General features: G+C 32.7%; 24 protein-coding genes. 13 read left to right on the top strand and 11 right to left on the bottom strand.

Features of this window, described 5'->3' with window-relative positions; genetic code table 11:
- Window position 1: 1 nt before the first annotated feature.
- Window positions 2-1,177, top strand: a complete 1,176-nt coding sequence (locus tag PQ462_RS18320) for a Pycsar system effector family protein (protein WP_274251091.1) — start codon at window positions 2-4, stop codon at window positions 1,175-1,177.
- Between the two features lie 138 nt (window positions 1,178-1,315).
- On the opposite strand, the gene PQ462_RS18315 is transcribed toward PQ462_RS18320, so the two are convergent.
- Entirely contained in the window at window positions 1,316-3,685 is a 2,370-nt protein-coding gene (locus PQ462_RS18315; RefSeq protein ID WP_274251090.1) for a GAF domain-containing protein, read from the bottom strand.
- A 230-nt stretch (window positions 3,686-3,915) separates the two neighbouring features.
- Between PQ462_RS18315 and PQ462_RS18310 the strand changes: the two genes are divergently transcribed.
- Both PQ462_RS18310 and PQ462_RS18305 read left to right on the top strand, forming a co-directional pair.
- Entirely contained in the window at window positions 3,916-4,668 is a 753-nt protein-coding gene (locus PQ462_RS18310) for an SDR family oxidoreductase (protein ID WP_012026891.1), read from the top strand.
- A 72-nt stretch (window positions 4,669-4,740) separates the two neighbouring features.
- The gene (locus tag PQ462_RS18305; RefSeq protein ID WP_274251089.1) at window positions 4,741-5,322 is read left to right on the top strand and encodes a TetR/AcrR family transcriptional regulator; all 582 of its coding nucleotides are present in this window, start codon (window positions 4,741-4,743) and stop codon (window positions 5,320-5,322) included.
- An 83-nt stretch (window positions 5,323-5,405) separates the two neighbouring features.
- Here PQ462_RS18305 and PQ462_RS18300 read toward each other — a convergent pair whose 3' ends face one another.
- From PQ462_RS18300 to PQ462_RS18265, 8 genes are all read right to left on the bottom strand, one after another.
- Window positions 5,406-6,464: a nucleoid-associated protein gene (locus tag PQ462_RS18300; RefSeq protein ID WP_012026889.1), complete on the bottom strand. Its 1,059-nt coding sequence runs from the start codon at window positions 6,462-6,464 to the stop codon at window positions 5,406-5,408.
- Window positions 6,465-6,500: 36 nt separating this feature from the next.
- Window positions 6,501-6,866 (bottom strand): four helix bundle protein, encoded by a 366-nt coding sequence (locus tag PQ462_RS18295; RefSeq protein WP_274251088.1) that lies wholly within the window; start codon window positions 6,864-6,866, stop codon window positions 6,501-6,503.
- A 93-nt stretch (window positions 6,867-6,959) separates the two neighbouring features.
- Entirely contained in the window at window positions 6,960-7,502 is a 543-nt protein-coding gene (locus PQ462_RS18290) for an IS1096 element passenger TnpR family protein (RefSeq protein WP_012026887.1), read from the bottom strand.
- A gap of 193 nt (window positions 7,503-7,695) precedes the next feature.
- Window positions 7,696-8,295 carry an HPP family protein gene (locus tag PQ462_RS18285; protein WP_274251087.1) on the bottom strand — a complete coding sequence of 200 codons (600 nt, stop codon included), beginning with the start codon at window positions 8,293-8,295 and terminating at the stop codon, window positions 7,696-7,698.
- Between the two features lie 87 nt (window positions 8,296-8,382).
- Window positions 8,383-9,663 (bottom strand): chloride channel protein, encoded by a 1,281-nt coding sequence (locus tag PQ462_RS18280; protein WP_274251086.1) that lies wholly within the window; start codon window positions 9,661-9,663, stop codon window positions 8,383-8,385.
- 321 nt (window positions 9,664-9,984) lie between these two features.
- Window positions 9,985-10,374 (bottom strand): SMU1112c/YaeR family gloxylase I-like metalloprotein, encoded by a 390-nt coding sequence (gene gloA2, locus PQ462_RS18275; RefSeq protein ID WP_274251085.1) that lies wholly within the window; start codon window positions 10,372-10,374, stop codon window positions 9,985-9,987.
- Window positions 10,375-10,950, bottom strand: coding sequence for a sugar O-acetyltransferase (locus tag PQ462_RS18270; RefSeq protein ID WP_274251084.1), 576 nt, complete (start codon window positions 10,948-10,950; stop codon window positions 10,375-10,377).
- Window positions 10,951-11,141: 191 nt separating this feature from the next.
- Window positions 11,142-11,600, bottom strand: a complete 459-nt coding sequence (locus tag PQ462_RS18265; protein ID WP_012026882.1) for a DinB family protein — start codon at window positions 11,598-11,600, stop codon at window positions 11,142-11,144.
- A 139-nt stretch (window positions 11,601-11,739) separates the two neighbouring features.
- Here PQ462_RS18265 and PQ462_RS18260 point away from each other — a divergent pair, with 139 nt between their 5' ends.
- From PQ462_RS18260 to PQ462_RS18220, 9 genes are all read left to right on the top strand, one after another.
- Window positions 11,740-13,899, top strand: a complete 2,160-nt coding sequence (locus PQ462_RS18260; RefSeq protein ID WP_274251083.1) for a TonB-dependent receptor — start codon at window positions 11,740-11,742, stop codon at window positions 13,897-13,899.
- A 340-nt stretch (window positions 13,900-14,239) separates the two neighbouring features.
- Entirely contained in the window at window positions 14,240-14,647 is a 408-nt protein-coding gene (locus tag PQ462_RS18255; protein ID WP_012026880.1) for a DUF2141 domain-containing protein, read from the top strand.
- 45 nt (window positions 14,648-14,692) lie between these two features.
- Window positions 14,693-15,313 carry a hypothetical protein gene (locus PQ462_RS18250; protein ID WP_012026879.1) on the top strand — a complete coding sequence of 207 codons (621 nt, stop codon included), beginning with the start codon at window positions 14,693-14,695 and terminating at the stop codon, window positions 15,311-15,313.
- An 18-nt stretch (window positions 15,314-15,331) separates the two neighbouring features.
- Window positions 15,332-16,669: a 2TM domain-containing protein gene (locus PQ462_RS18245; RefSeq protein WP_274251082.1), complete on the top strand. Its 1,338-nt coding sequence runs from the start codon at window positions 15,332-15,334 to the stop codon at window positions 16,667-16,669.
- A gap of 2 nt (window positions 16,670-16,671) precedes the next feature.
- On the top strand, window positions 16,672-16,989 hold the full coding sequence (locus PQ462_RS18240) for a 2TM domain-containing protein (protein ID WP_073408698.1): 318 nt from the start codon (window positions 16,672-16,674) through the stop codon (window positions 16,987-16,989).
- Window positions 16,973-17,302: a 2TM domain-containing protein gene (locus PQ462_RS18235; protein WP_012026876.1), complete on the top strand. Its 330-nt coding sequence runs from the start codon at window positions 16,973-16,975 to the stop codon at window positions 17,300-17,302. The genes PQ462_RS18240 and PQ462_RS18235 overlap by 17 nt, the downstream gene beginning before the upstream one ends.
- Complete coding sequence (locus tag PQ462_RS18230; RefSeq protein WP_044048154.1) at window positions 17,293-17,610, top strand: 2TM domain-containing protein; 318 nt, start codon at window positions 17,293-17,295, stop codon at window positions 17,608-17,610. Before PQ462_RS18235 ends, PQ462_RS18230 begins: the two co-directional genes overlap by 10 nt.
- Window positions 17,601-17,993 (top strand): 2TM domain-containing protein, encoded by a 393-nt coding sequence (locus PQ462_RS18225; RefSeq protein ID WP_316251608.1) that lies wholly within the window; start codon window positions 17,601-17,603, stop codon window positions 17,991-17,993. Before PQ462_RS18230 ends, PQ462_RS18225 begins: the two co-directional genes overlap by 10 nt.
- 38 nt (window positions 17,994-18,031) lie before the next feature.
- Window positions 18,032-18,799 (top strand): LytR/AlgR family response regulator transcription factor, encoded by a 768-nt coding sequence (locus tag PQ462_RS18220; RefSeq protein ID WP_274251080.1) that lies wholly within the window; start codon window positions 18,032-18,034, stop codon window positions 18,797-18,799.
- Between the two features lie 247 nt (window positions 18,800-19,046).
- On the opposite strand, the gene PQ462_RS18215 is transcribed toward PQ462_RS18220, so the two are convergent.
- Entirely contained in the window at window positions 19,047-20,072 is a 1,026-nt protein-coding gene (locus PQ462_RS18215) for a COX15/CtaA family protein (protein ID WP_274251079.1), read from the bottom strand.
- Window positions 20,073-20,087: 15 nt separating this feature from the next.
- Complete coding sequence (locus PQ462_RS18210) at window positions 20,088-21,575, bottom strand: CCA tRNA nucleotidyltransferase (protein WP_274251078.1); 1,488 nt, start codon at window positions 21,573-21,575, stop codon at window positions 20,088-20,090.
- A 343-nt stretch (window positions 21,576-21,918) separates the two neighbouring features.
- Between PQ462_RS18210 and yaaA the strand changes: the two genes are divergently transcribed.
- Window positions 21,919-22,677 (top strand): peroxide stress protein YaaA, encoded by a 759-nt coding sequence (yaaA, locus tag PQ462_RS18205; RefSeq protein ID WP_274251077.1) that lies wholly within the window; start codon window positions 21,919-21,921, stop codon window positions 22,675-22,677.
- Window positions 22,678-22,835 lie beyond the last annotated feature (158 nt).

Genomic DNA, 22,835 nt, shown 5'->3' with positions numbered 1-22,835 from the left:
TATGAATCTAATAGAACAATCCGAAGATTTCGTCAGTAATTTACTCAAAGATAAACTTTCTAATTTATATTCTTATCATAATTTTAACCATACTTTCACAGTTGTTACTGCGGTAAAAGAGTTATGTAAAAAAGAAGATGTTGAACATGATGATAAAGAGGCACTTTTAGTGGCAGCTTGGTTTCATGACACAGGATATGTTGATGGTTATGAAAACCATGAAAGCAAGAGTGTAAAAATTGCATCTGATTTTTTAAAAGAAAAAGGAAAATCAGATAAGTTTATAGAACTTGTTTCCAGCTTAATTCTGGCTACGGCAAAAGAATATGAACCTAAAACGCATTTAGAAAAAATTATAAAAGATGCAGATTATGCCCATTTAATGGGAACTGAGTATACGACAACCTGCGAATTACTGCGTTTAGAATTAAAAAACACAGGAATAGTTAGTTTTACAAATGCAGAGTGGACAAAAGAAAATCTGAATTTTTTATTAAATAAACACAGGTTCTATACGGATTATGCTTTAAGAAAATGGCAGCCTTTAAAAGAAAAAAACCTGCTTTTGATTCAGAAAAAAATAAACAAACAAGAATTAAAAGCTGCCGCTGCAATTGAAGAAGACAATAAAAAGAAAGACAAAGAAAAACCAGAGCGCGGTATTGATACTTTGTTTCGTGTTACGCTTGGAAACCATACTCGTTTAAGCGGTATTGCCGATAGTAAAGCGAATATTTTATTGTCTGTAAATGCAATTATTATTTCGATCGCACTTTCTACAATTATTCCAAAACTTGACAGTCCAAAAAACGCCCATTTGGTGGTGCCGACATTTATTATGCTGATGTCGAGTGTTATCACAATTATTTTTGCAATTCTTTCTACAAGGCCAAAAGTAACTTCGGGATTTTTTACACGAGGTGATGTTGAAGCCAGAAAAGTCAATTTAATGTTTTTTGGAAATTTCTATAAAATGCCTCTTGAAGATTACGATTGGGCAATGAATGAAATGATGAAAGACCGAGATTATCTTTATTCGACCATGATTAAAGATTTGTATTACCTTGGATTGGTTTTACAGCGAAAATATAATCTGCTGAGAATTGCTTACAACTTTTTCATGTTCGGATTAATTATAACTGTAATTTCATTTGTAATTGCTTTTAAATCAATTTAGTTTTTCAAATTAGTCTCTTATATGTAGCTCAAAATACAGAAAGCTTTGTCGAAGTTTAAAACTTGACAAAGCTTTTTTAAAATATTATATAGAAACTGGTATGTTTATATGTGTTTAAATGGAAAAAAGACCAGCTATTTAGTTGAGCTCATCTAATAAATCCTGATAGGTAATTTTTTTCATTTTTGAAGCATTGGTGTTGTTAATCACCTTTACGCGAATTGCTTTTAAACCAGAAACTCCCTGAAGATCTTCGACTTCAAATTGCTCTATTGAAGGTTCAAGAATTTTTTTGTGCTGTAAATATTTAATGTATTTTAAATATTCAGCTTCTTCACTATTTTGAGAATAAACAATTGTAATTTTCTCTTTTTCAGTAATACGTTCGTTAGTTCCTTTAATATGCGATTTATCGATACGTTTTTTTACAACTTCATATCTGGCATTATAGGTTCCGTCAACATCAAAACGTTTTTCATCCATTCTAAAACGAATAGAAAGCGGAGAACTAAAAACCAAAATCAGCGAAGTCACATCCAATTCATACGGAAGCGATTCTTTAAGCTGATGATGTTCTAATTCCATTTCGCATAAAGTCTGCAGCTGCCATAAACGCAGATTATGCAGGTACATAATATCAAAGGGTTTTGTTGGCGAAATCGATGCCCCAATGTATAAATTATGTTCAACACCATCAGTTTTAAAACGCTCGTAATAATGCGGATAAATCTGCTGTGCTTCAACTTGTTTTTTATCTAAAACCGAAGCCAGTTTTTTATTGATAATCGACATTGCATTATCAAATTTCTTTCTTTCCTGATAAAACATTCCTGTTTTTTCATCCAGACTTTCAAAATACAATTCTTCTAACTTTTCGTTTTTAGCATTGCTTTTTGTGTTTTTCAGGATCGGGTGAATTTCTTCTTCGATATAACGCTGAATATGTTGTTCCATATCTGCTTTCAGCGGAAAATCTAATTCACTTCTAAGCGATTCTAATTCAAATTTTCTTTGTTCTAAAAGTACCAGATTAGAATTTGGGTCCTGATTGTCGAAAATTTCCAACAAGGCAGTCAATTGATTTTTTAAATCAATTTTAACCGTTTCATTTCTATGTTCAGAAGAACCTTTAATATCTATTTGACCATATAAAGGGAATACATTTTTAAATACGATTTCCTTAAAAATGTAATCTTTAGTATGGCTTATATTTTGAAAGTAATTTTGTGACTCTTTTCTAAATTTCCAATATACACTTGGGTGAATTGTTGTGTACTCACGCTGAATAATCGCTTCAATCTGATGCTGCATGTCAGTATTGTAACGATCGATGGTATCAGTTAAATACGGTAAAACCAAATCTAATTTTATTGCATTTACACTGTTTAAATCTCTAGGGTTTTCAGAAACCAATTCGACAATTCCTAATAAATGATCGTCTTTAATTACCGGAGCAAAAACACAGCTTTGAATACCTTGTTTAAGCAAATGCTCGCCAAGTTTTTTATTACTGGATTCTTCAATAAATTTTTTAACGTTCGAAATGACAAAAGGTTCTTTGTTATCCAGAAGATTCTCGAATGAACAGCCAAAAAAAGCATTTTTGCAATCCATTTCCTGATCTGATTTCAAAAGATAACTTTCCATATGATTATCAAACTTCATTGGTCTGATAAACTTTTCTTCCTCAGGATTGTAAATTATAAAACCCACTTTTAAACTTGGAATTTTAAAAATAGATCTAAAGATATTTTCTACAATATCTGTAGAAGTTACTCTCGTATTGTCTGGTTTTAATAAATTACTTTTTAATGTAGAAATAGCACTTTCTGTAGTAGCATCAAATAAAGAAACAATTCCAAAACCTTTTAAAATCCAGCTTCCCGGAGGAAATTTAGATTTCCATAAATCAATATCATTGTAGTTGTCTATCAATTGATCGATGTCATCTTGTGAAAGTTCTACTGATTTTTCGGTAGGAATAATTTCCATGAAATCAGCATTGTACATGATTCTATAATGTCTTTCTACACCTTCTTCATCAGGAATATCGTAGAAAAAAGGTTTGCTGAAATCTACATTTTGATTGTAATGATATGCCAAAATCAAACAACAGTTGTTTACATAAAATTGATGATCATCAAAATCACGAATTTCCATATAAAATTCATCTCCGGCATTACGCAGAATTTTTTTGAAACGTTCTGTATAATTAAACGAGATGTTTTGAAACGGAATTGTAATTGCTTTTATTTCGTTGTGAGTCAGAGCCGTTGGAAATAAATCAGCAGCTATATTTTTAATTAAAGCTTCATTGTTTCGAATAGAATTAAGATCACGAATTCCGGTTCTAAATTCCGGAAAAGCATCAATTTCTTTTAAAATGGCTTTGGCATAGTTAGATCGGTAATCAACATCAGATAAAGCAATTTCTTCAAAAGATTCAATTAGTTTATGAAATGAGATTATCGTTTCGAAAGGACTTTCTTTAGGTACGTGTCGATCCATCTGATAATTTTTTTTGAAATACAAAATTAAGCATAAATTAAGAATCAACGGCATTTTACAATTTCTTTCGCTTATAGTTTCATAGACATAAGCCCTTGTAAATAGGCGTTTTTCTAACCGCGTAATTATTTTAACTAAAAATTAACAATAACAATAACGGAACGATCGTTCCGTTATTGTATCTTTGTACCATAATAATTGAATAATCAATAACTTAAATAACAAATAAAATGAAAAATTTAGAAAACAAAGTAGCAATCGTAACAGGTGGAAATAGTGGAATTGGGTACGCAGCTGCTGCCGAATTAGCATCAAAAGGTGCAAAAGTAATTGTAACAGGAAGAAACAAAGAAGCTTTGGCAAAAGCAGAAACAGAATTAAATGTTACTGGAATTGTGGCAGACCAATCTGATTTAAAATCAATTGATAATTTAGTAGAAGAAGTAAAAGCAAAATTTGGGAAAGTTGATATTTTATTCCTGAATGCAGGAATTGCTGCTTTTGCTCCGGTAGACTCAGCTTCAGAAGAACATTATGACAGTATAATGAATGTTAATGTAAAAGGAGTTTATTTTACAGTTCAAAAAGTACTGCCAATTTTAAATGACGGAGGTTCTATTATTTTTAACACTTCTGTAAATGCTCAATTAGGAATGCCGGGTTCAAGTGTATATGGAGCAAGCAAAGCAGCAGTTTTATCTTTAAACAGAATATTTGCTGCCGAATTAGCTTCAAGAAAAATCAGAGTAAATGCAGTTTCTCCTGGTCCAATTGAAACCCCTTTGTATGGTAAAGTAGGTTTAGAAAAAGAAGAAGTAGAAGGTTTAGGAGCAGCTTTGGGAGAAAAGATTTTGTTGAAACGTTTTGGTCAGGCTTCTGAAGTTGCAAAAACAATTAGTTTTCTTGCTTCTGATGATTCATCATTTATTACAGGAACAGAAATTGTTGTTGACGGCGGACTTACTGTAAATACAGTATTATAATTTTTTTGACTTATTCAGGAACGATTGTTCCGTATTTTTAATATCTTTGTAAAAGAATTTAATTTGAATATCATGGCTAGAGCGAAAGAATTTAATGAAGATCAGGTTTTAGATAAAGCAATTGAAATTTTTTGGTACAAAGGTTATAACGGAACTTCTGCTCAGGATTTGGTAAATCATTTAGGATTAAGCCGTTCGAGTTTGTATGATACTTTTGGCGATAAACAGAAACTGTTTGCCAGAGCTTTAAAAAAATATCATGATGAAAATTATATTAAGATTAAAGAAATACTCGAAACAGCAACAAATATAAAAGAAACACTTAGCGTAATTTTTAAGCTGGCTGTAGTAGAAAGTCTCGAAGACCGAATTACGAAAGGTTGTTTTATGGTAAATTCAGCTGTAGAACTTGCTATGCATGATGCTGATATCGCAAAAATTGTAAACGATAACCGAAAAATCATGGAAGAAGTTTTTTACACAGCTGTAAAAAAGGGGCAGGAGCTGGGGCAGATTTCGTCTAAGCAAGAAGCCAGATCTTTAGCTCGTTTTATTTTTAACAATTACTCCGGAATAAGGGTTTTGGCGAGAGCAGGCGAGAGAGACAAACAAGTTTATGATGATATTTTAAAATCGATTTTCGCATTGTTTTAGAAAATCAATTTCAATAAAAAACGGCAGTTACATTTGTAACTGCCGTTTTTTGTTTTAAGTAAGTAATAGAAAATGAAAACTTCTTAGCTTTTTTCTTCTTTATTGAAATACACTAAGTAGTAATACATTTGTTTTTCTTCATCCCAGCCTTTTTCAACAAATTTTTCTGCACTTTCAGGGTTAATAAAATCCATTTTAATCTGAATATGAGTATCCAGATTAATAACGTTTTTAATTGATTTTCTAGCGTCAGAAACTGCTGCGTTTGCAATAGGGAATGAGGTCACATCTTCGATGCTGTATTTTTCTCCTTTATCAACTTTATAGTTTTTAAATTCAGGAATTAATTCAGGATTGTCTAATACTTCATTCAAGAAATTCTGCTCTTCAAACTGATCATTTTTAGCGAAATAATTCACAGATCGGTTCATAAACATTACTTCCTCTTTCTTGTCTTCAGCTGGCAAAACAACGTCTTTTGCGAAGTTCTGGCAGAATTTTAAATATTTTTTAGTGATGAAATTTTCATCTTCAAAAGCGTCTACAGACAAAAAGTGCTCTAACCAGTAACGCGCATCATAACGGTTGCTGTCTACAGTCAGGATTTTGTAGCCTTCTTCTTTTTTGTAGTTAAAAATTAAACATCCTTTGTCTAGTTTGCTCAGGTTAATTCCTTGCTGCAGGATCATTTCCAGGTTGCTTCCGTTTTCTTCAAACTGTAAAAAGTCGGCTTGTAATTCACTTTTAAAAATTCCAATTGCATCAACAACATTGTTATCAATACTCAGATTTGTTAAATAAGTAACATAAACCTCTCCGTTTTTAATGTGCGGGTGATTTGACTGCTCGTATAAATGTTTTGTGATTTTTTTAGAAACCTCATGAACATTAGCCGGATTAGCAAAAATTTCAGTTGCATATTTAAACATGTCGTTGTAGTCCAAGTCCACTTCGTGTGCAAACTGATAATAGTTTTCTTCTTTCTCTCTAAAAGGCTTAAAAAAGAATTCTTTTATCAAAGGAACAATCTCATCATTTAAATTAAATGGCTGCTCTGATAAAAAAATAGCCTCATTACGGCTTTTGTTTCCCACGCGGTGTATTGCCAGCGTGTCGATGTGGGTGTTGAATAGGTTGATCATATTTTTAAGGTGCTGAGGTTCTAAGATGCTAAGGTACTAAGGTTTAGTTCTGTCTTTTATTTTTTTTATAAAAGAAACTAACATTCTTTCTACTTCGCGGCTATCCTCGTATAATTTGTTAAAATCTTCTTCTTTTAGATAAGATATGTTTTTTGCTATTTCTAATTGCGTTTGCATTTCAAACAGAGAACCAATTGAAATACTTAAAAACCGTAAAAGTTCTTTGTCACTTTCTCTTCCATATCCTTCGGCAATATTGCTGGGAATAGAAATCGAACTGCGTCTAATTTGTGAAGTTAGTCCTAAGACTTCTTCTTTGGGAAATTTGTTTGTTAAGGAATAAATTTTGGTAATCAAGGTCATAGATTTCTGCCAAACCAATAAAGTTCTAAAATTGCTCATTTCTTATTTTTAAATTAAATATAAAAATAAGAAAAATCCCTCAATTTAAAACCTTAGAACCTTAGCATCTCAGAACCTTAGAACCTCAAAAAACTAATTCCAATTCTCCTCAAATCCATAATCCTCGAAACTGTCATCTCCTTCGAACATGTCTAGATCGTCTTCATCTAGGTCGTCTTCAAATTCTCCGTAGATATCGTTGTGCATATCATCGGCTTCAAAGTTTTTTTCAAGAGCTTCGTCTGGCATTTCACCATGAGAAAATAAAGTTTCCGGGTAAGTTGCTCCAACAGCTTCATCTTCAACAGCAGCTAATTCTACTAAGAAAGTCCACATGCTGATGAAATCGTAAACGTAGATAATCTTTGTATTTTGTTTATCTAAAATACTAGACAACGGATAATCGTTCATGGTTCTTATTTCGCCAGGAACATCTCCTGTATCAAAAAGAGGAATTTCATCTTCCTGATTCCAAGTTTCATCACAAGTATAGAATGAAGCCACTTCAGATCCGTCAAAACCAAAAGCGTTGAAGATTGCATTGTGTAAATCTTCAAGAGTATCGTCTTCAAGAATTGCAATGTCTCTAAAAATATCTTCTTCGGCGTCTAGAATTACTCTAAATTTATAAACCATAATCTTTGTTTTTATTGAGAGGTCAAAGGTAAAATATAAAAAACGAAATCCGAATTGTGAATTACGATTTGTTGAAAAGATTTTTTCATTTTTCTGATTAAGTCTGTCGACTGTCAGGCTGAGCGGAGTCGAAGCCCTAATACAACGAGAAAACCCTTCGACTTCGCTCAGGGTAACATACAATAGTTCAAAACTATCTACCTGTCAATCTCTTTCTAATTTTATGATAATGTTTGTGATACGTGCTGTGGCTTGGATAGCTTCTGCTTGAAGTCATATTGTTAAAAACCAATGCGGTTAAAAGTAAAATCATAACTCCTGTAAAAACAGGCGAAAGCACATACATGTAACCTAAAGCTTTTACTTTTTCGGTACCAATAACAGCGATTAAAGCCGTTGCTCCTCCAGGCGGATGAAGTGTTTTGGTAATCTGCATTAGAATTATGGCGATCGATACCGCCAGCGGTGCTGCGATATACATAATATCCGGAACCAATTTATTTACGGTTACGCCAACAAGAGCAGAAAAAACATGTCCGCCAACTAAATTTCTTGGCTGAGAAAAAGGGCTCTGGATAATTCCGTAAACTAAAACACTTGAAGCTCCAAAAGAGCCAATTAAATAAACGGCATCGCTTCCGGAAAAATGCATCGATTGAACGTAAGCTAAAATTCCTATTCCAACGAAAGAACCTAAAAATGACCAAAAGTGTTCTTTATAATCAATTAAAGTTTCTTTGTAAAGAATGTAACGTGTTTTGCGATAGCTTCTTTTTATTTTTTCAGTTGGCATTATTGTGGTATTATATTTTACTCGTTATGCTTTTAAATATACTTTGCTGTATGTTTTTAATCTTCAGATTTTATGATTAGTCTGAAATTATTTAGTCAAGCTTGGAGCGTAACTGTATACTGTATAAGGATAAATTGTTTTTGCAGTATATTTTGAAATTAAACAAACGGCAAGAATTGGTAAAAACAAAGTATAGTCGTTTGTTAAGCCGCAAACCAAAAAGATAGCGGTAAAAGGTGCGTGAATGCTGGCGCTTAAAACGGCTGCCATTCCGAGAATCATAAAATTGACCGGAATTACATTTACATGAAAAAAGCTGTTTAAAACCGAGGCCAGTAATAATCCTAAAAAAGCTCCGATGAATAAACTAGGTGCAAAAACACCTCCGTCGCCTCCTGAAGCCAATGTAATGGATGTAACTATAGGTTTTAAAATTAATATTGCAATAAAAGTCAGTGCCAAAGTTATGGTTAAAGGAAGCTGAGATGAAGTTCCAAAAATTCCTTTAACAGCATGATATCCTTCTCCGTATAATTGAGGGAAAAAGAATAGCGAAACACTTAAAACAGCTGAACCAATAATGATTTTATAATAATGCGTATCGATTTTTCCGAATTGAGATTTGAAGAATAAAACACATTTAGTTAAATACACCGAATTCATTCCCGCCAAAATTCCAAGAAGAATAAAATATGGGATTGCTTTTAACTGCCAGGATACAATTGAAACCGCAAATAAAGGTTCTTCTTTTAAAATGGTAAGCAAACCAAAAGCAATCGAAACAGAAATTAAATTAGAGATAACAAAAGCTCGTGTCACTTTTCGTGAAATTACTTCAAAAGCAAACAAAACTCCTGCAATTGGACTGCTGAAAAGTGCTGTAACTCCAGCTGCTACACCCGCACAAATTAATTCGGTTTTGTACTGGCGGAAAACATTTTCTTTTTCATGGGCAACAGAACCAATCGTTGCCGTTGCAACAACTGTTGAAACTTCAATTCCGGTTGAACCTCCAAAAATAACAGTCAATAATCCGTTTATAAAGTGAGATGGAATTTTATAAGATGGGAGGTTTTTAGATTTTGAAGCCGTACTTTCAAAAACTTCTTTGATGCCTTTATTTTCTTTTTTCTTAAAAAGATTTTGTCTCAGGAAATAAATTATTGATAACCCAAAAACCGGAAAAACGATATAAAATATAGGATGAACTGATACTTCGTGAAAGAAGATTTCTTCGTAATATTCGGTTATTTTTTTAAGTGATATTCCGAGGAAAGCTGACAGAAAGCCAATTAAAATAGAAACAATAACTAATTTTCGGAATTTGATAAATTGATGATTTTTTTTGATTTGCGCCGTTTTGTTCATCAGAAGTAAATTTGAATCCGCACTTTTTTTATGCGGATTACAAAATTAAGCATCAAATTCGGTTTTTTATAGGAAATCTTCAATTTAGTGTGTTAAAATGGATATAAATAAGAAAATTCTCTCGAATTAAGTTTTGCTTTAAAAGTACTAGACGCAAAGTTTTTTCTCATGTTTGTCATTTCGACCAAGGAGAAATCTTAAGAAACTCTACCATTTTCTGTAAAGATTTCTCTTTTGAAATGACAAACTCTATATTATAATTATAGCAATAAATGAGAAACCTTTGTCCCTTTGTTCCTCTGCACCTTTAAACCTTAACACCTATCTCTCATAAAACTCAATAGGCAGTAAATCAGGATCTGCAATAAAAGTGAAACGTTTGTTTGTAGTTTCATCAATTCTTATCGGTTCTGATTCGATGTTTTTTGAGGTTAAAAAAGCAACAGTTTCATTTAAATTAATTACTTCAAATGCTAAATGGCGCAGTCCAACGGCTTCTGGACGTGAAGGACGTTTTGGAGGATTCGGAAAAGAGAATAATTCTACAACGTAAGTGCCGTTTAAAGCCAAATCTAATTTATAAGACTGGCGTTCTTCACGATAGATTTCCCGGATAATCGTTAAGCCTAAAATCTGAGTATAGAAATATTTAGATTTTTCGTAATCAGAACATAAAATGGCAATATGGTGAACTTTATTAAGGGTAAGCATTTATTTTTTTGTTTCAGATTCCTGATTTAATTTTCGAATTACTTTTGCGGGATTTCCAACTGCCAGCGAATTGTCTGGAATATCTTTGGTAACTACAGATCCGGCTCCAATAACGCAGCCTTTACCAATTGTAACTCCGGGGCAGATAACCGAATTTCCGCCAATCCAGCAGTCATCGCCAATTGTAACGGAATAAGCATTTTCCAGTGATTTTCTTAATTCAGCGTCAAGCGGATGCGAAGCCGTGTAAATTTGAACATTTGGCGCAATAAACACATTTGATCCAATATTTACAGGAGCGCAGTCTAAAACCACACAGTTCACATTAAAGTATACATTTTCTCCGCAAAAAATATTATAACCATAATCACAATGAAAAGGAGGTTCGATATAAAAACCGGCTCCGGTATTTGGAATTAGTTCCTTTAGAATTTCTTTTGCTTTTTTGGTAACTCTGTATTCTTTTACATTGAGGCTGTGAAGGAGATTTTTAGCATTTCGGCGTCCTTTTACCAATTCAGGATCAAAGGCGTTATAATATTCGCCAGAGATCATTTTTTCTTTTTCAGTTTTCATATTGTGTATTACATTTTCGTCTTGGCGATCTTATCCTGTATTCTTGTGATTTCCTTACATTCTGTATTCATCGGCATTTAAGGATTTTGCCCTATTATCATCGTATTTTGTTTCAGTTTCCTGAGCAAATCCTGCAGAACTTACTGCTAAAAAAATGAAACTGAAAGAGACTTTTTGATGATTATGAATTTTTAAAGCAGTTTCTTTAAAATAACAATCTGCCCTAAATGATACACATCATGCTGAATAATTCCGTGCAGATGTTCATAATAACTGTGGCCGTTATTAACGTATATTTTTGCCAGATCGGCATCATCAAAATCTTCAAAAAATGCATTCCATGATTCTTGTGATTTTGCTAAGGTTTGAAGAGACTGTTCCCAAGCAGCTTCAGAGGGATCTAAAACGGGAACAAAATAATTATGATCCGGAGTTTTGGTTACTTCGCCCTGCATTCGCTCTAAAATGTTTCTTCTCCACTGTATCAAATGATTCACAATTTCCCAAATCGTATTAAGATTAGGGTTTATTTTTTTGTATGCTTGTTCTGCCGTGACATTTTTTAAAGTATTGTCCAGGTTTACTTCCAGCCAAGGATTTCCATTATAAATGGACTGATATAAATTTGAAATTCTGGTGCTTTCTGACATAAATGGTAATTTTTTAGAATTCCTAGCTAAGATACAAATTAGTCATTTACAACTCATCCTTAAAAATCTACAATTGGGTTATTATATATTTTTTAACAGGAAATGTTAAAATACATTTGTCTCATCAAAAACCAATATCATGAAAACCAGAATTACTTTTATTTTATTATTACTTAGCACTTTTACTTTTGCTCAAAATATTATTTCAGGTAAAGTAGTAGATCAAAAAGGAAAACCGGTTGCCGGTGCAAATATTTATTTAGACGGAACTTACGACGGAGCTACAAGTTCTGAAACGGGAGAGTTTTCTTTTGAAACTACAGAAACCGGCAACAAATTTTTAGTAGTAAGCTTTTTACTTTTCGAAACTTTCAAACAGGAAATTGATGTTGCCAATTATAAAGATCAAACGGTTAAATTAAGAGAAAACATAAATGCTCTGGACGCAGTTGTTATTACAGCCGGAACTTTAGAATCTGGAGACAAAGCAAGAGTTTCGGTTTTAAAACCGCTCGATATTGTTACAACTGCCGGTTCTGCCGGAAATATAGTGGCTGCTTTACAGACTTTACCGGGAACACAAAGTGTTGGCGAAGACGGACGTTTATTCGTACGTGGTGGTGAAGCGAGCGAAACGCAGACTTTTGTTGACGGAATTCGTGTAGCACAGCCTTATGGAGCAACAACGAACAATTTACCAACCAGAAGCCGTTTTTCTCCTTTCTTATTCAGCGGAATAGCATTTTCTACTGGTGGTTATTCGGCAGAATATGGTGAAGCTTTGTCAAGTGTTTTACTTTTAAATACGCAGGATGAGGCAGATCATGAAAAAACAGATATTGGATTAATGACTGTTGGTTTGAGTTTAGGAAATACTCAAAAATTCAAAAAAAGTTCTTTGAGTGTAAATATGGCTTATATCAATCTGGCGCCATATCAGGCAGTAATTCCTCAAAATGTAAAATGGAACAGCCCTTATCAGTCACTTGGCGGTGAAACGGTTTACAGATACAATTTTACAAACGGAATTTTCAAATTATATGCCTCTTTTGATTCTGAAAGATTCGATTTGAACCAGAAAAATGTGAATTTCGAAAACCCAATCAGAACAGATTTAAACAACAATAACTTTTACTTAAACTCATCTTATAAAGGAACTTTTGGAACAGGCTGGCAGTTAACGTCTGGAATAAGCTACGGTTACAGCAAAAACAAAATCAAATACGATATTAATGATGTTGACAGCAATGAAAATGCTGCTCAGTTAAAATTGAAATTGCAGAAAAAAATCTCAAATCATTTTAAACTGTCTTTTGGTACAGATTATTTTATTACAAAATTCAATGAAAATTTTAATGATAATGTTTCTATTGATGTTTCAAATGGTTATGATTCTAACATTTTTGCAGCTTATACAGAAGCAGATATTTTATTCTCTAAAAAACTGGCAATGAAAGTTGGTTTTAGATATTCTAATAATAGTTTACTAAACGAAAATAATATTGCACCAAGAGCTTCATTAGCTTATAAAGTTTCAAAAAGCAGCCAGTTTTCATTTGCTTACGGAGATTTTTCGCAGACACCAGTTGTAGATTATATTAAGTATTCAAAATACCATCAGTTTGAAAGTGAAAAAGCGAGACACTATATTTTAAATTACCAGTTTACTCAGCCGGGACAAACTTTTAGAGCAGAGGCTTATTATAAAGATTACAGCAATTTAGTTCAATACGATACAAGAGATATTCAGTACAATTCGGTTTTCAATAACAACGGTTCAGGTTATGCAAAAGGATTAGATATTTTTTGGAGAGACAGTAATTTGTACAAAAATTTAGAATATTGGATTTCATATTCATACATCGATTCAGAAAGACAATACAAGAATTTTCCAACTATGGCAACTCCAAGTTTTGTAGCCAATCATAATTTATCTGTTGTAACAAAATATTTTATTACAGACTGGAAATCACAAATCGGATTCACAAATAGTTTCAGCACAGGACGTCCGTACAACGATCCAAACCAGACACAATTTATGAACGGAAAAACAAAATCATACAATAACTTGAGTTTTAACTGGGCATATTTATTAACCACACAAAAAATCCTTTATTTCTCAGTTTCGAATGTTTTAGGAACTCAAAATGTTTTTGGATACGATTATGCAAAAGTACCAGACGCCAGCGGTGTTTATCAAAGACAAGCTGTTGTTCCAACTGCTGATAGATTCTTCTTTATTGGTTTCTTCTGGACCATCAGCCAGAATAAAAATGAGAATCAGTTGAAGAATCTTTAAAAAGGTTCTAAGATGCTAAGTTACTAAGGTACTAAGGAAAAAACTTAGTCCCTTAGTATCTCAGAACCTTAGCAGCTTAAAAAAACAATTCAGTAACCAAAATCAACAACTCAGCAGCATTTAATTTTAAAAGACTAAAAACCAGTATACTTTTGAAGTATAAATTAAAAGGAACAAAGAAACAAAGTGACAAAGGCATAAATTTTAATAATAAGAAGATTAAATCTTTGCCACTTTGTAATTCTGAACCTTTAAACCTTAAAAAAGAGTTTTAATCATCAACAAAAAAACTTAGAACCTAAGAACCTTAGTAACTCAGAACCTTAAAAAAATAGAAATCATGACCAAAATTATTACAATAACCATTTTATTTATCTGCAGCTTAATGTCTGCTCAAAATGTAAAATTAACTGTTGCTGTTTCGGGTTTAAAAAACAATACAGGAATTGTTAAAGTAGGACTATATAATTCAGAAGGGACGTTTCTTAAAACAACTTACAAAAGCCTTAATTCTGAAATTGTAAATAATAAAGCAGTTGTAACTTTTGATAATCTTCCTGCAGGAGAATACGCCATCTCGACTTATCATGATGAAAACATCAACGGAAAACTTGACAGAAATGCAATGGGAATTCCATCTGAAGAATATGCAGCTTCAAACAATGCAAAAGGATTTATGGGGCCGCCTTCGTATAAAGATGCTAAATTTGATGTCAGTAAAGATTCAAAAATCGAAATTCAATTCTAAATATATAACTAATCCATATAAACAAACCATTAAATAACTTATAAAATGAAAAAAATCATCACTTTAATCGCATTATTTGTAGTAGTAATAAGTTCAGCTCAAACACAGTTTGAACAAGGAATGACTAAAGCTTTCGGACTTTGGAAAGAGGGAAAAAATGCAGAAGCTTCGGCATTATTTGAAAGAATTGCTGCTGCAGAAAAAAACAGTTATTTGCCAAATTATTATATTGCCCTAATCAATACAACAGCTGTTTTTACTGAAAAAGACAAAACTAAAATTGATCTGCTGTTAACAAAAGCACAGGATGCATTAGATGTAGAGTTTATTAAAGATCAAAACAATGCAGAATTGTATGTATTGCAGGCTTTAATTTATACAGGATATGTTGTAGCTGACCCAATGACAAACGGAATGAAATATTCTGGCAAAGTGATGGAAGCTTATGCAAAAGCAAAAGCGATTGATCCTAATAATCCAAGAGCGGTTTTTGGAGAGGCAGATTATCAGTTAGGAGGAGCAAAATGGACAGGTGTTGATACAAAACCATTATGCGCGCAGGTTGATAAATCTATTGAACTTTTTGCTACTTTTAAACCGGCTACTCCTTTTTCTCCAAAATGGGGATTAGACAGAGCTTTGGAAATCCAAAAAACTTGTAAATAATTTAATTCAAAAGAAATAATGACTTTAAAACCAAATCTACTTAAGGCGTTGTTAGTAGGCGGAATCGTTTTTCTATTCTCCTTTCTGATTCGTTTTGCTTCATTTGGAACGGCAATTTTCAACAATAACCTGTACATATTTTTCTTGTACTGTATGCTTTACAGCGTTGTATTGTATATTGTTAATGCTTCTCTATTTGTGTATTTAGATAAGGTTTTTAAAGACAGCAGATTTTCTAATAAAAGAATTTTTATAGGTTTTGTAAGTTCATTTGTTGTTTCGATTTTCTTTGTTTTTCTCCTTCGGGTTTTTACAAATGTAGTAATTGAAAGACGATCCATTTTAAGTTTTCTGGCTAATGAAGAAGCTTCTACATATATAGAAAATGCGGTTATAGCTTTTATTATTCTGTTAGGATTTCATGCCTTGCATTTTTACAAGGCATACCAGGAAAATAAAGTTATACAGCAAAAGATTATTGCGGGAACGGCAAATGCTAAATTCGAAAGTTTAAAAAATCAAATCGACCCGCATTTTCTTTTTAACAGCTTAAATGTTCTAAGCTCTTTGATTGAAGAAAACCCGGACAATGCGCAGCGTTTTACAACATCTTTATCTAAAATTTACAGATATGTTCTGGAGCAGAAAGATAAAGAACTGGTTTCTGTAGAAGATGAATTATCGTTTGCAAAAACATATATGAATCTGCTTAAAATGCGTTTCGAAAACAGTTTGTTTTATGAACTTCCAACAGAGAACATAAATCCTGATGCTAAAGTAGTGCCGTTGTCCTTACAGCTTTTGCTTGAAAATACAGTGAAACACAATGTAGTGAGCGAACAAAAACCATTACATATTCGAATTTTTGTTGATAAAGATTATTTGGTTATACAAAATGATCTTCAGAAAAAAGAAGTTTTGCAGGACAGACAAGGTGTTGGACTGCAGAATATTGTAAATCGTTACGGAATTATAACCGATAGGAAAGTGATGATTCAGCAGGATGAAAAAAACTTCTCTGTTAAAATTCCAATTTTAACTAAACAAATAACCGTCATGGATGTAAGTGCAGAATATAACGACGAAGCAAAAGCTTATTACAGAGCTAAAAAAAGAGTCGAAGAATTAAAAGGATTTTACGGAAATGTGATTTCATACTGTTGTGTAATTCCGTTTTTAGTGTTTATTAATTTAAGGTTTTCACCGGGATTTCAATGGTTTTGGTTTTCAGCTTTAGGCTGGGGATTTGGAGTAGCCATGCATGCTTTTAAAGTTTTTGGTTACAGTTCTGACTGGGAGGAAAGAAAGATTAGAGAAATTCTGGAAAAAGAAAACAATCAAAAAAACTGGAAATAATTATGGAACCTAATTATACAGAAGCAGAACGTTATTATCAGGCTCAAAAAAGAGTCAAGAAAATAAGAGAATTCTATGAGCATTTAACAGTATATGTTTTGGTTAACCCAATTGTAATAGTGGTAAATTATATGACTTCGCCGGGATATTTGTGGTATATATGGTCTTTGATGGGGTGGGGAATAGCAATAATTTTACACGGACTGCAGGTTTTTAGTTACCCGCCTTTCTTCAATAAAAAATGGGAAGAAAGAAAAATTAGAGAAATTCTGGAAAAAGAAAATCAAAAATTTGAAAATAAAGATGGAAACAGATTTTAATACAAATAATGAACAAAAAGAACTTCAGGATTTAGCAGTTAAAAAAGTTCATAAGCTAAAGTCATTCTACAAACATACATTTCTATATATCATTGGTCTGACTTTATTTTTATTGAAAGAGTATTCACAACTGCCTTTAAATTTCTTTCCTATTCAGTTTTTAAACCCTGTAGTAGTTATTATCTGGTCAGCAGTTTATATAGGTTCTGCCATTGACGTCTTTGTTTCTTTTAAGATTTTTGGAAAAGAATGGGAAGAACGCAAATTGAAAAGTCTATTAGAAAAGAAAAATAAAACACAAAAATGGGAGTAATTATGGAAATGAATTTTAATGAAGAAGATAAATACTTTTTAGCCAAAAAGAAAGTCGAAAGAATTAAAGGATTTTATGGAAATCTAGTTGCTTATGTACTGGTAAATGCAATTTTGATTTTTATTAATTTATATACTTCTCCAAAATATTTATGGTTTTTCTGGCCCTTGATGTGGTGGGGAATTGGAGTTGTTTTTCATGGATTAAAAGTTTTTGAAGTTTTTCCGGTTCTTGGAAAAGACTGGGAAGAAAGAAAAATAAAAGAATTCATGGAAAAAGAAAAAGAGAATAAAAATAAGTGGACATAATTAAAGATAAAGACATGGGACGTTTTAGAAGAAGAATGTATGAACAATACGGACAGGAGTTCAGTTCAGATGAAAGTTATAATAATGCTTACAGAAAAGTAAAAAGACTGAGAGGATTTTACTCGCATTTAAGAGTTTATATATTTGTAAATATTATTGTTATTATTGCCAATTTAAATAAAGAACTTTTTACCGAAGGAATTCACTCAAGCGGTTTAACTGATTGGCAGACTTATTCTACAGCATTTTTCTGGGGAATTGGTCTAGCTGCACACGGATTATCAGTTTTTGGGCGTGATATTTTCTTCAGTTCAGACTGGGAGCAGAAAAAAATCCAAAAATACATGGAAAAAGAAGCTGCAAATACCAATAAATGGGAGTAATTTTGATTTAATATTTTTCAAATTTTACAATATAGTAAATGATCACATTAATTATAGAAGACGAAAAACCCGCAGCGAGATTGCTGCAAAGAAAACTTGAAAAGTTAGATGTTACAGTAGAAACGATGCTTCACTCAGTTGAAGAATCGGTAGAGTGGTTTTCAAACAACCAGCATCCGGATTTGATTTTTTTGGATATTCAGCTGTCAGATGGTTTATCGTTTGAAATTTTTGAGAAAATAGATATCAAAAGCGCAATTATATTTACAACAGCATACGATGAGTATGCTTTAAAAGCTTTTAAATTAAACAGTATTGATTATCTTTTAAAACCAATTGATGAAGATGATCTTGAAGCTGCTGTCACAAAATTTAAATCAAGGATTCCCAAAGCTCCGGCAGAAAATTCAAACATGCAGTTAGATTTTGAGCAAATTCGACAGATGTTGTCAAATCCGTTTGAGAAAACATATAAAAAGCGTTTTACGGTTAAAATCGGGCAGCATTTAAAAGTAATAAACATAGAAGAAATCGAATGTTTTTTTAGTGAAAACAAAGGAACATACATTCATACATTTGAAAACCGTGATTATTTAATCGATTCTACTTTAGAAATTCTGGAACAGGAATTAGATAAAAAGGATTTCTTTCGCGTAAGCAGAAAATTTATTGTTCCATTAAAAGCAATTAAAGAAATTCAGGTTTACACCAATTCCCGTTTAAAAGTTATTCTGCCGAGTTACAAAGATGATGAGGTAATCGTGAGCCGTGAGAAAGTGCAAGATTTTAAAGGTTGGCTGGGATAAAATCCAAACAAAAATTCAGCAGATTTTAATTCATTTTATCGATAATAGCCCCAGCGGGGTGAAATACTTATAGAATTACAATAAGCAAATGAAAAAAGCTCCGGAGGAGCGGCATATATTAAGAATGTAGAAAAAACATACCGCTCCTCCGGAGCTTGATGCTGTAAAACATTTATATATTTTGCTTCTCTGAAGCATATAAAAAAGCTGTCCTTTTAAGACAGCTTTTTTATGTTAATATACTATTTTATTTGCTTAATCGGTGTAAAGTATACGTCATGGCACTCAAAAGGAAAAACGCCATAATTTGATGAATTAATCCTAAAGCCAAAGGAACGCTGTATAATAATGTAAATACTCCAAGTAAGAATTGAATAAAAACAAAAACAACTAAAGTATTGATTCCGTTTGACTGCGTTCTTGTAAGTGTATATTTTTTACTTTTAAAGAAAAGAAAAAGAATAACAGCAACAACTGCATAAGCAAAAGTTCTATGTACAAACTGAACACCGCTTTTTCCTTCAATTAAATTTTTAATCAAGCTCGACTGCTCAATAAAAACCGATTCGTGAATAAACTCGCCATCGCTCATTAAAGGCCAGTGATTGTGAATTAATCCGGCATTTAGTCCAGCGACAAATCCGCCGTAAATAATCTGAATTAATAAAGCGGCTAAAGCATAACGGGCAATATTTCTTAAAGGTAAAATCTTGTTGATATTTCGTTCCGGATAAATTAAATCAAGCGCAACCCAAAGTGTATACGCAAAAGTTATAAATGCGAATGTCAAGTGCAGAGAAAGTCTAAAGTGGCTTACATCTGGATTATCGATTAATCCGCTGCGAACCATAAACCATCCTAAAAATCCCTGGAATGCTCCCATTGCCAAAAGAACGATACATTTTTTAATAGTTGGAGTATCTAATTTCTTTTTTGCTAAAAAGTAAACAAAAGGAACAAAGAAAACCAATCCAATAATACGGCCGATGAAACGGTGAAACCATTCCCAGAAATAAATAAATTTATAATCTGAAAGCTGAAAATCGTTGTGAATATTGATTTTTTGGTACTCAGGAAATTTTTTATATTCATCAAATGCAGCCTGCCATTTTGCATCTGTAAGCGGCGGGAAGGTGTCGGTTACTAAATGCCAGTCGGTCATAGATAAACCTGAATTGGTTAAACGCGTGATACCGCCAACTACGACCATTAAAAATAATAAAACACAACCTGATAGTAACCAAAGGATTACCGATTTATTCTCTTTTTTCATTTTATTAAATACTACTTATTTCTCAACTTTTTTTAAGCCTAATTTCGCCGCTCTTTTAATCACAAAATCATAAGCAGCTTGATATTCATTTGGAATATCGCCTTCCAGAATTGCTTCTTTTACAGCTTCTTTCAAAATTCCGATTTCTCTTGAAGGTTTTAAATCAAACATTTCCATAATTTCTTCGCCGGAAATAGGCGGCTGAAAATTACGTACATGATCGCGTTCTTCGACTTCTACAATTTTCTTGCGGACGATTTCGAAGTTTTTATGATATTTCTTGAATTTCGACGGATTTTTGGTTGTGATATCTGCTTCACACAAAGTCATTAAGTTTTCTACATCTTCACCAGCATCAAAAACCAAACGACGAACTGCACTATCGGTTACAATATCCTGCGCCAAAACAATGGGACGTGAACTCATGATAACCATTTTTTGAACGAATTTCATTTTATGGTTCAATGGCATGTGCAAACGTTCGAAGATTTTCTTTGCCATTTTTCCTCCCAAAAATTCATGTCCGTGAAAAGTCCATCCTTGTTTTTTTGTAAAACGTTTAGTAGGTGCTTTTCCAATATCATGCAGTAATGCCGACCAGCGAAGCCAAACGTCGTCTGTGTTCGGGCAGATGTTGTCAACAACTTCAAGTGTATGATAAAAATTGTTTTTATGTGTATGACCTTCAATTTCTTCCACCTGATTCAACGCCGTTAATTCAGGTAAGATTAAATCTAAAAGTCCGGTTTTGTATAAAAGTAAAAATCCAGTTGAAGGTTTTGGTGTAGAAAGAATTTTGTTTAATTCATCAACTATTCTTTCACCAGAAATTATTTTGATGCGATCAGCATTTTTTGTGATGGCATTCAGGGAATTTTCTTCAATTTCAAAATTCAACTGCGTTGCAAAACGAATGGCACGAAGCATTCGCAAAGGATCATCAGAATACGTAATATCTGGATCCAAAGGCGTTTTGATTGTTTTATTTTCTAAATCGGTTAAACCATTAAACGGATCCAGAAGATCTCCGAAATTATTCTCGTTTAAAGATAAAGCCAATGCATTGATCGTAAAATCACGACGATTTTGATCGTCTTGTAAAGTTCCGTTTTCGACAATCGGATTTCGGCTGTCTCGGGTATAAGATTCTTTTCGGGCGCCTACAAACTCGATATCAGTATCTTCAAAACGAAGCATCGCTGTCCCGTAAGTTTTAAAAACCTGAACTTTTGGTTTGTTCGGAAGTAAATCTGAAACTTTAAGAGCTAATTCGATGCCGCTTCCAACTGCAACAACATCAATGTCTTTTTTAGAACCTCGGTTTAAAAGTAAATCACGAACAAATCCGCCGATCACATAAGAGTCAACTTTTAATTCCTGAGAAGCTTTCGAAATAACATCGAAGATTTTGTTTTGTAAAGCAGTTTTATAATTTGTTTGTATCGCCACGAATTCAGTTTTTGAATAAAAAGCATTTCTAATTTTAATAGAAATAAAATGCATGCAAATTTACAACATAGAAAATGCCTATTATAATCTAGAGCTCACTTTTTTGAACAATTTCACATTTTGTAGTGCAGATTTTTATTAAAATAGAAATGGCTGCCACGAATTACACCAGTTTCCACCATTTTTTTCTGCCACAGATTAAAGGATTAAAATGATTAAAAAATCTGTGAGAATCTTTCTAATCTGTGGCAAAAAATCTTTGTAAACTGCATGAGAGAAAAATTTGTGGAAATTCGTGAATTCGTGGCTTAAAAAATAGAACTATAAAACAAATCAATTACAATCTCTAATTTTTAAAATTTCAATTTGTATTTTTGAGTCATACAAAAATGCACAAATGAAAATCGTTATATCGCCAGCGAAATCACTGAATTTCGAAAAAGAATTACCAACATCTCAATATACTGAACCTTCATTTTTAAAAGAAGCGAGAGTGGTTCATAAAGTTGTAAAAACAAAAAAGCCTTCTGAATTATCAGAATTAATGTCTATCTCAGACAAATTAGCTGATTTAAACTGGAAACGCAACCAGGATTGGAAAACTCCGTTTACTCCAGAAAATGCACGTCCGGCAGTTTATACTTTTGACGGTGATGTTTATACAGGTTTAGACGCTTATACGATTCCGTTAGAAAAATTAGATGCTTTACAAGATAAATTAAGAATCTTGTCGGGACTTTATGGTCTTTTAAAACCGCTTGATTTAATGCAGGCGTACCGTTTAGAAATGGGAACTAAAATGCCGGTTGGTGAGTTTAAAAACTTGCATGAGTTTTGGAAACCCACTGTCACCAAAGCTTTAAATAAAGAATTGAAAAAGGATGAATTATTCGTGAATTTAGCGAGTAATGAATATTTTTCTGCTGTTGACGTAAAAGCATTGAAAGTTCCAGTTATTACTCCTGATTTTAAAGATTATAAAGACGGAAAATTAAAAATGATTAGTTTCTTTGCCAAAAAGGCGAGAGGGATGATGGTGCGTTATATCATTGATACGAATGCAGAAACTATTGACGACTTAAAAGGCTTTAATTACGAAGGATATCAGTTTGACGCTAATCTTTCTAAGGGAAGTCATTTAGTTTTTACAAGATAGATTTTTGAGGGACAAAGATTCAAAGTGGCAAAGTGGCAAAGGTTTTTTTGCTAGAGAGCCGAAGGATCGGGGCATATTGTAGGCAGGGATTTTAATCCCTGCAGAGATGAAATAAAAAAGATACTAAGTTTTTACCGCAAGACATAAAGGTTTATGCA

The organism is Flavobacterium sp. KACC 22758, assembly GCF_028736135.1.
Classification (GTDB): Bacteria; Bacteroidota; Bacteroidia; order Flavobacteriales; family Flavobacteriaceae; genus Flavobacterium; species Flavobacterium johnsoniae.
Note: the sequence above shows the minus strand (reverse complement) of the source record. Positions and strands in the feature narration are given on the sequence as shown.

Coding starts and splice junctions, on each gene's coding strand:
- PQ462_RS18300 (WP_012026889.1), bottom strand. CDS start 6,464: ATGATCAACCTATTCAACACCCACATCGACACGCTGGCAATACACCGC.
- PQ462_RS18280 (WP_274251086.1), bottom strand. CDS start 9,663: ATGAACAAAACGGCGCAAATCAAAAAAAATCATCAATTTATCAAATTC.
- PQ462_RS18285 (WP_274251087.1), bottom strand. CDS start 8,295: ATGCCAACTGAAAAAATAAAAAGAAGCTATCGCAAAACACGTTACATT.
- PQ462_RS18305 (WP_274251089.1), top strand. CDS start 4,741: ATGGCTAGAGCGAAAGAATTTAATGAAGATCAGGTTTTAGATAAAGCA.
- PQ462_RS18245 (WP_274251082.1), top strand. CDS start 15,332: ATGACTTTAAAACCAAATCTACTTAAGGCGTTGTTAGTAGGCGGAATC.
- PQ462_RS18265 (WP_012026882.1), bottom strand. CDS start 11,600: ATGTCAGAAAGCACCAGAATTTCAAATTTATATCAGTCCATTTATAAT.
- PQ462_RS18315 (WP_274251090.1), bottom strand. CDS start 3,685: ATGGATCGACACGTACCTAAAGAAAGTCCTTTCGAAACGATAATCTCA.
- PQ462_RS18235 (WP_012026876.1), top strand. CDS start 16,973: ATGGAAACAGATTTTAATACAAATAATGAACAAAAAGAACTTCAGGAT.
- PQ462_RS18260 (WP_274251083.1), top strand. CDS start 11,740: ATGAAAACCAGAATTACTTTTATTTTATTATTACTTAGCACTTTTACT.
- PQ462_RS18290 (WP_012026887.1), bottom strand. CDS start 7,502: ATGGTTTATAAATTTAGAGTAATTCTAGACGCCGAAGAAGATATTTTT.
- PQ462_RS18210 (WP_274251078.1), bottom strand. CDS start 21,575: ATGCATTTTATTTCTATTAAAATTAGAAATGCTTTTTATTCAAAAACT.
- PQ462_RS18320 (WP_274251091.1), top strand. CDS start 2: ATGAATCTAATAGAACAATCCGAAGATTTCGTCAGTAATTTACTCAAA.
- yaaA (WP_274251077.1), top strand. CDS start 21,919: ATGAAAATCGTTATATCGCCAGCGAAATCACTGAATTTCGAAAAAGAA.
- PQ462_RS18220 (WP_274251080.1), top strand. CDS start 18,032: ATGATCACATTAATTATAGAAGACGAAAAACCCGCAGCGAGATTGCTG.
- gloA2 (WP_274251085.1), bottom strand. CDS start 10,374: ATGCTTACCCTTAATAAAGTTCACCATATTGCCATTTTATGTTCTGAT.
- PQ462_RS18215 (WP_274251079.1), bottom strand. CDS start 20,072: ATGAAAAAAGAGAATAAATCGGTAATCCTTTGGTTACTATCAGGTTGT.
- PQ462_RS18255 (WP_012026880.1), top strand. CDS start 14,240: ATGACCAAAATTATTACAATAACCATTTTATTTATCTGCAGCTTAATG.
- PQ462_RS18270 (WP_274251084.1), bottom strand. CDS start 10,950: ATGAAAACTGAAAAAGAAAAAATGATCTCTGGCGAATATTATAACGCC.
- PQ462_RS18310 (WP_012026891.1), top strand. CDS start 3,916: ATGAAAAATTTAGAAAACAAAGTAGCAATCGTAACAGGTGGAAATAGT.
- PQ462_RS18295 (WP_274251088.1), bottom strand. CDS start 6,866: ATGAGCAATTTTAGAACTTTATTGGTTTGGCAGAAATCTATGACCTTG.
- PQ462_RS18250 (WP_012026879.1), top strand. CDS start 14,693: ATGAAAAAAATCATCACTTTAATCGCATTATTTGTAGTAGTAATAAGT.
- PQ462_RS18240 (WP_073408698.1), top strand. CDS start 16,672: ATGGAACCTAATTATACAGAAGCAGAACGTTATTATCAGGCTCAAAAA.
- PQ462_RS18230 (WP_044048154.1), top strand. CDS start 17,293: ATGGGAGTAATTATGGAAATGAATTTTAATGAAGAAGATAAATACTTT.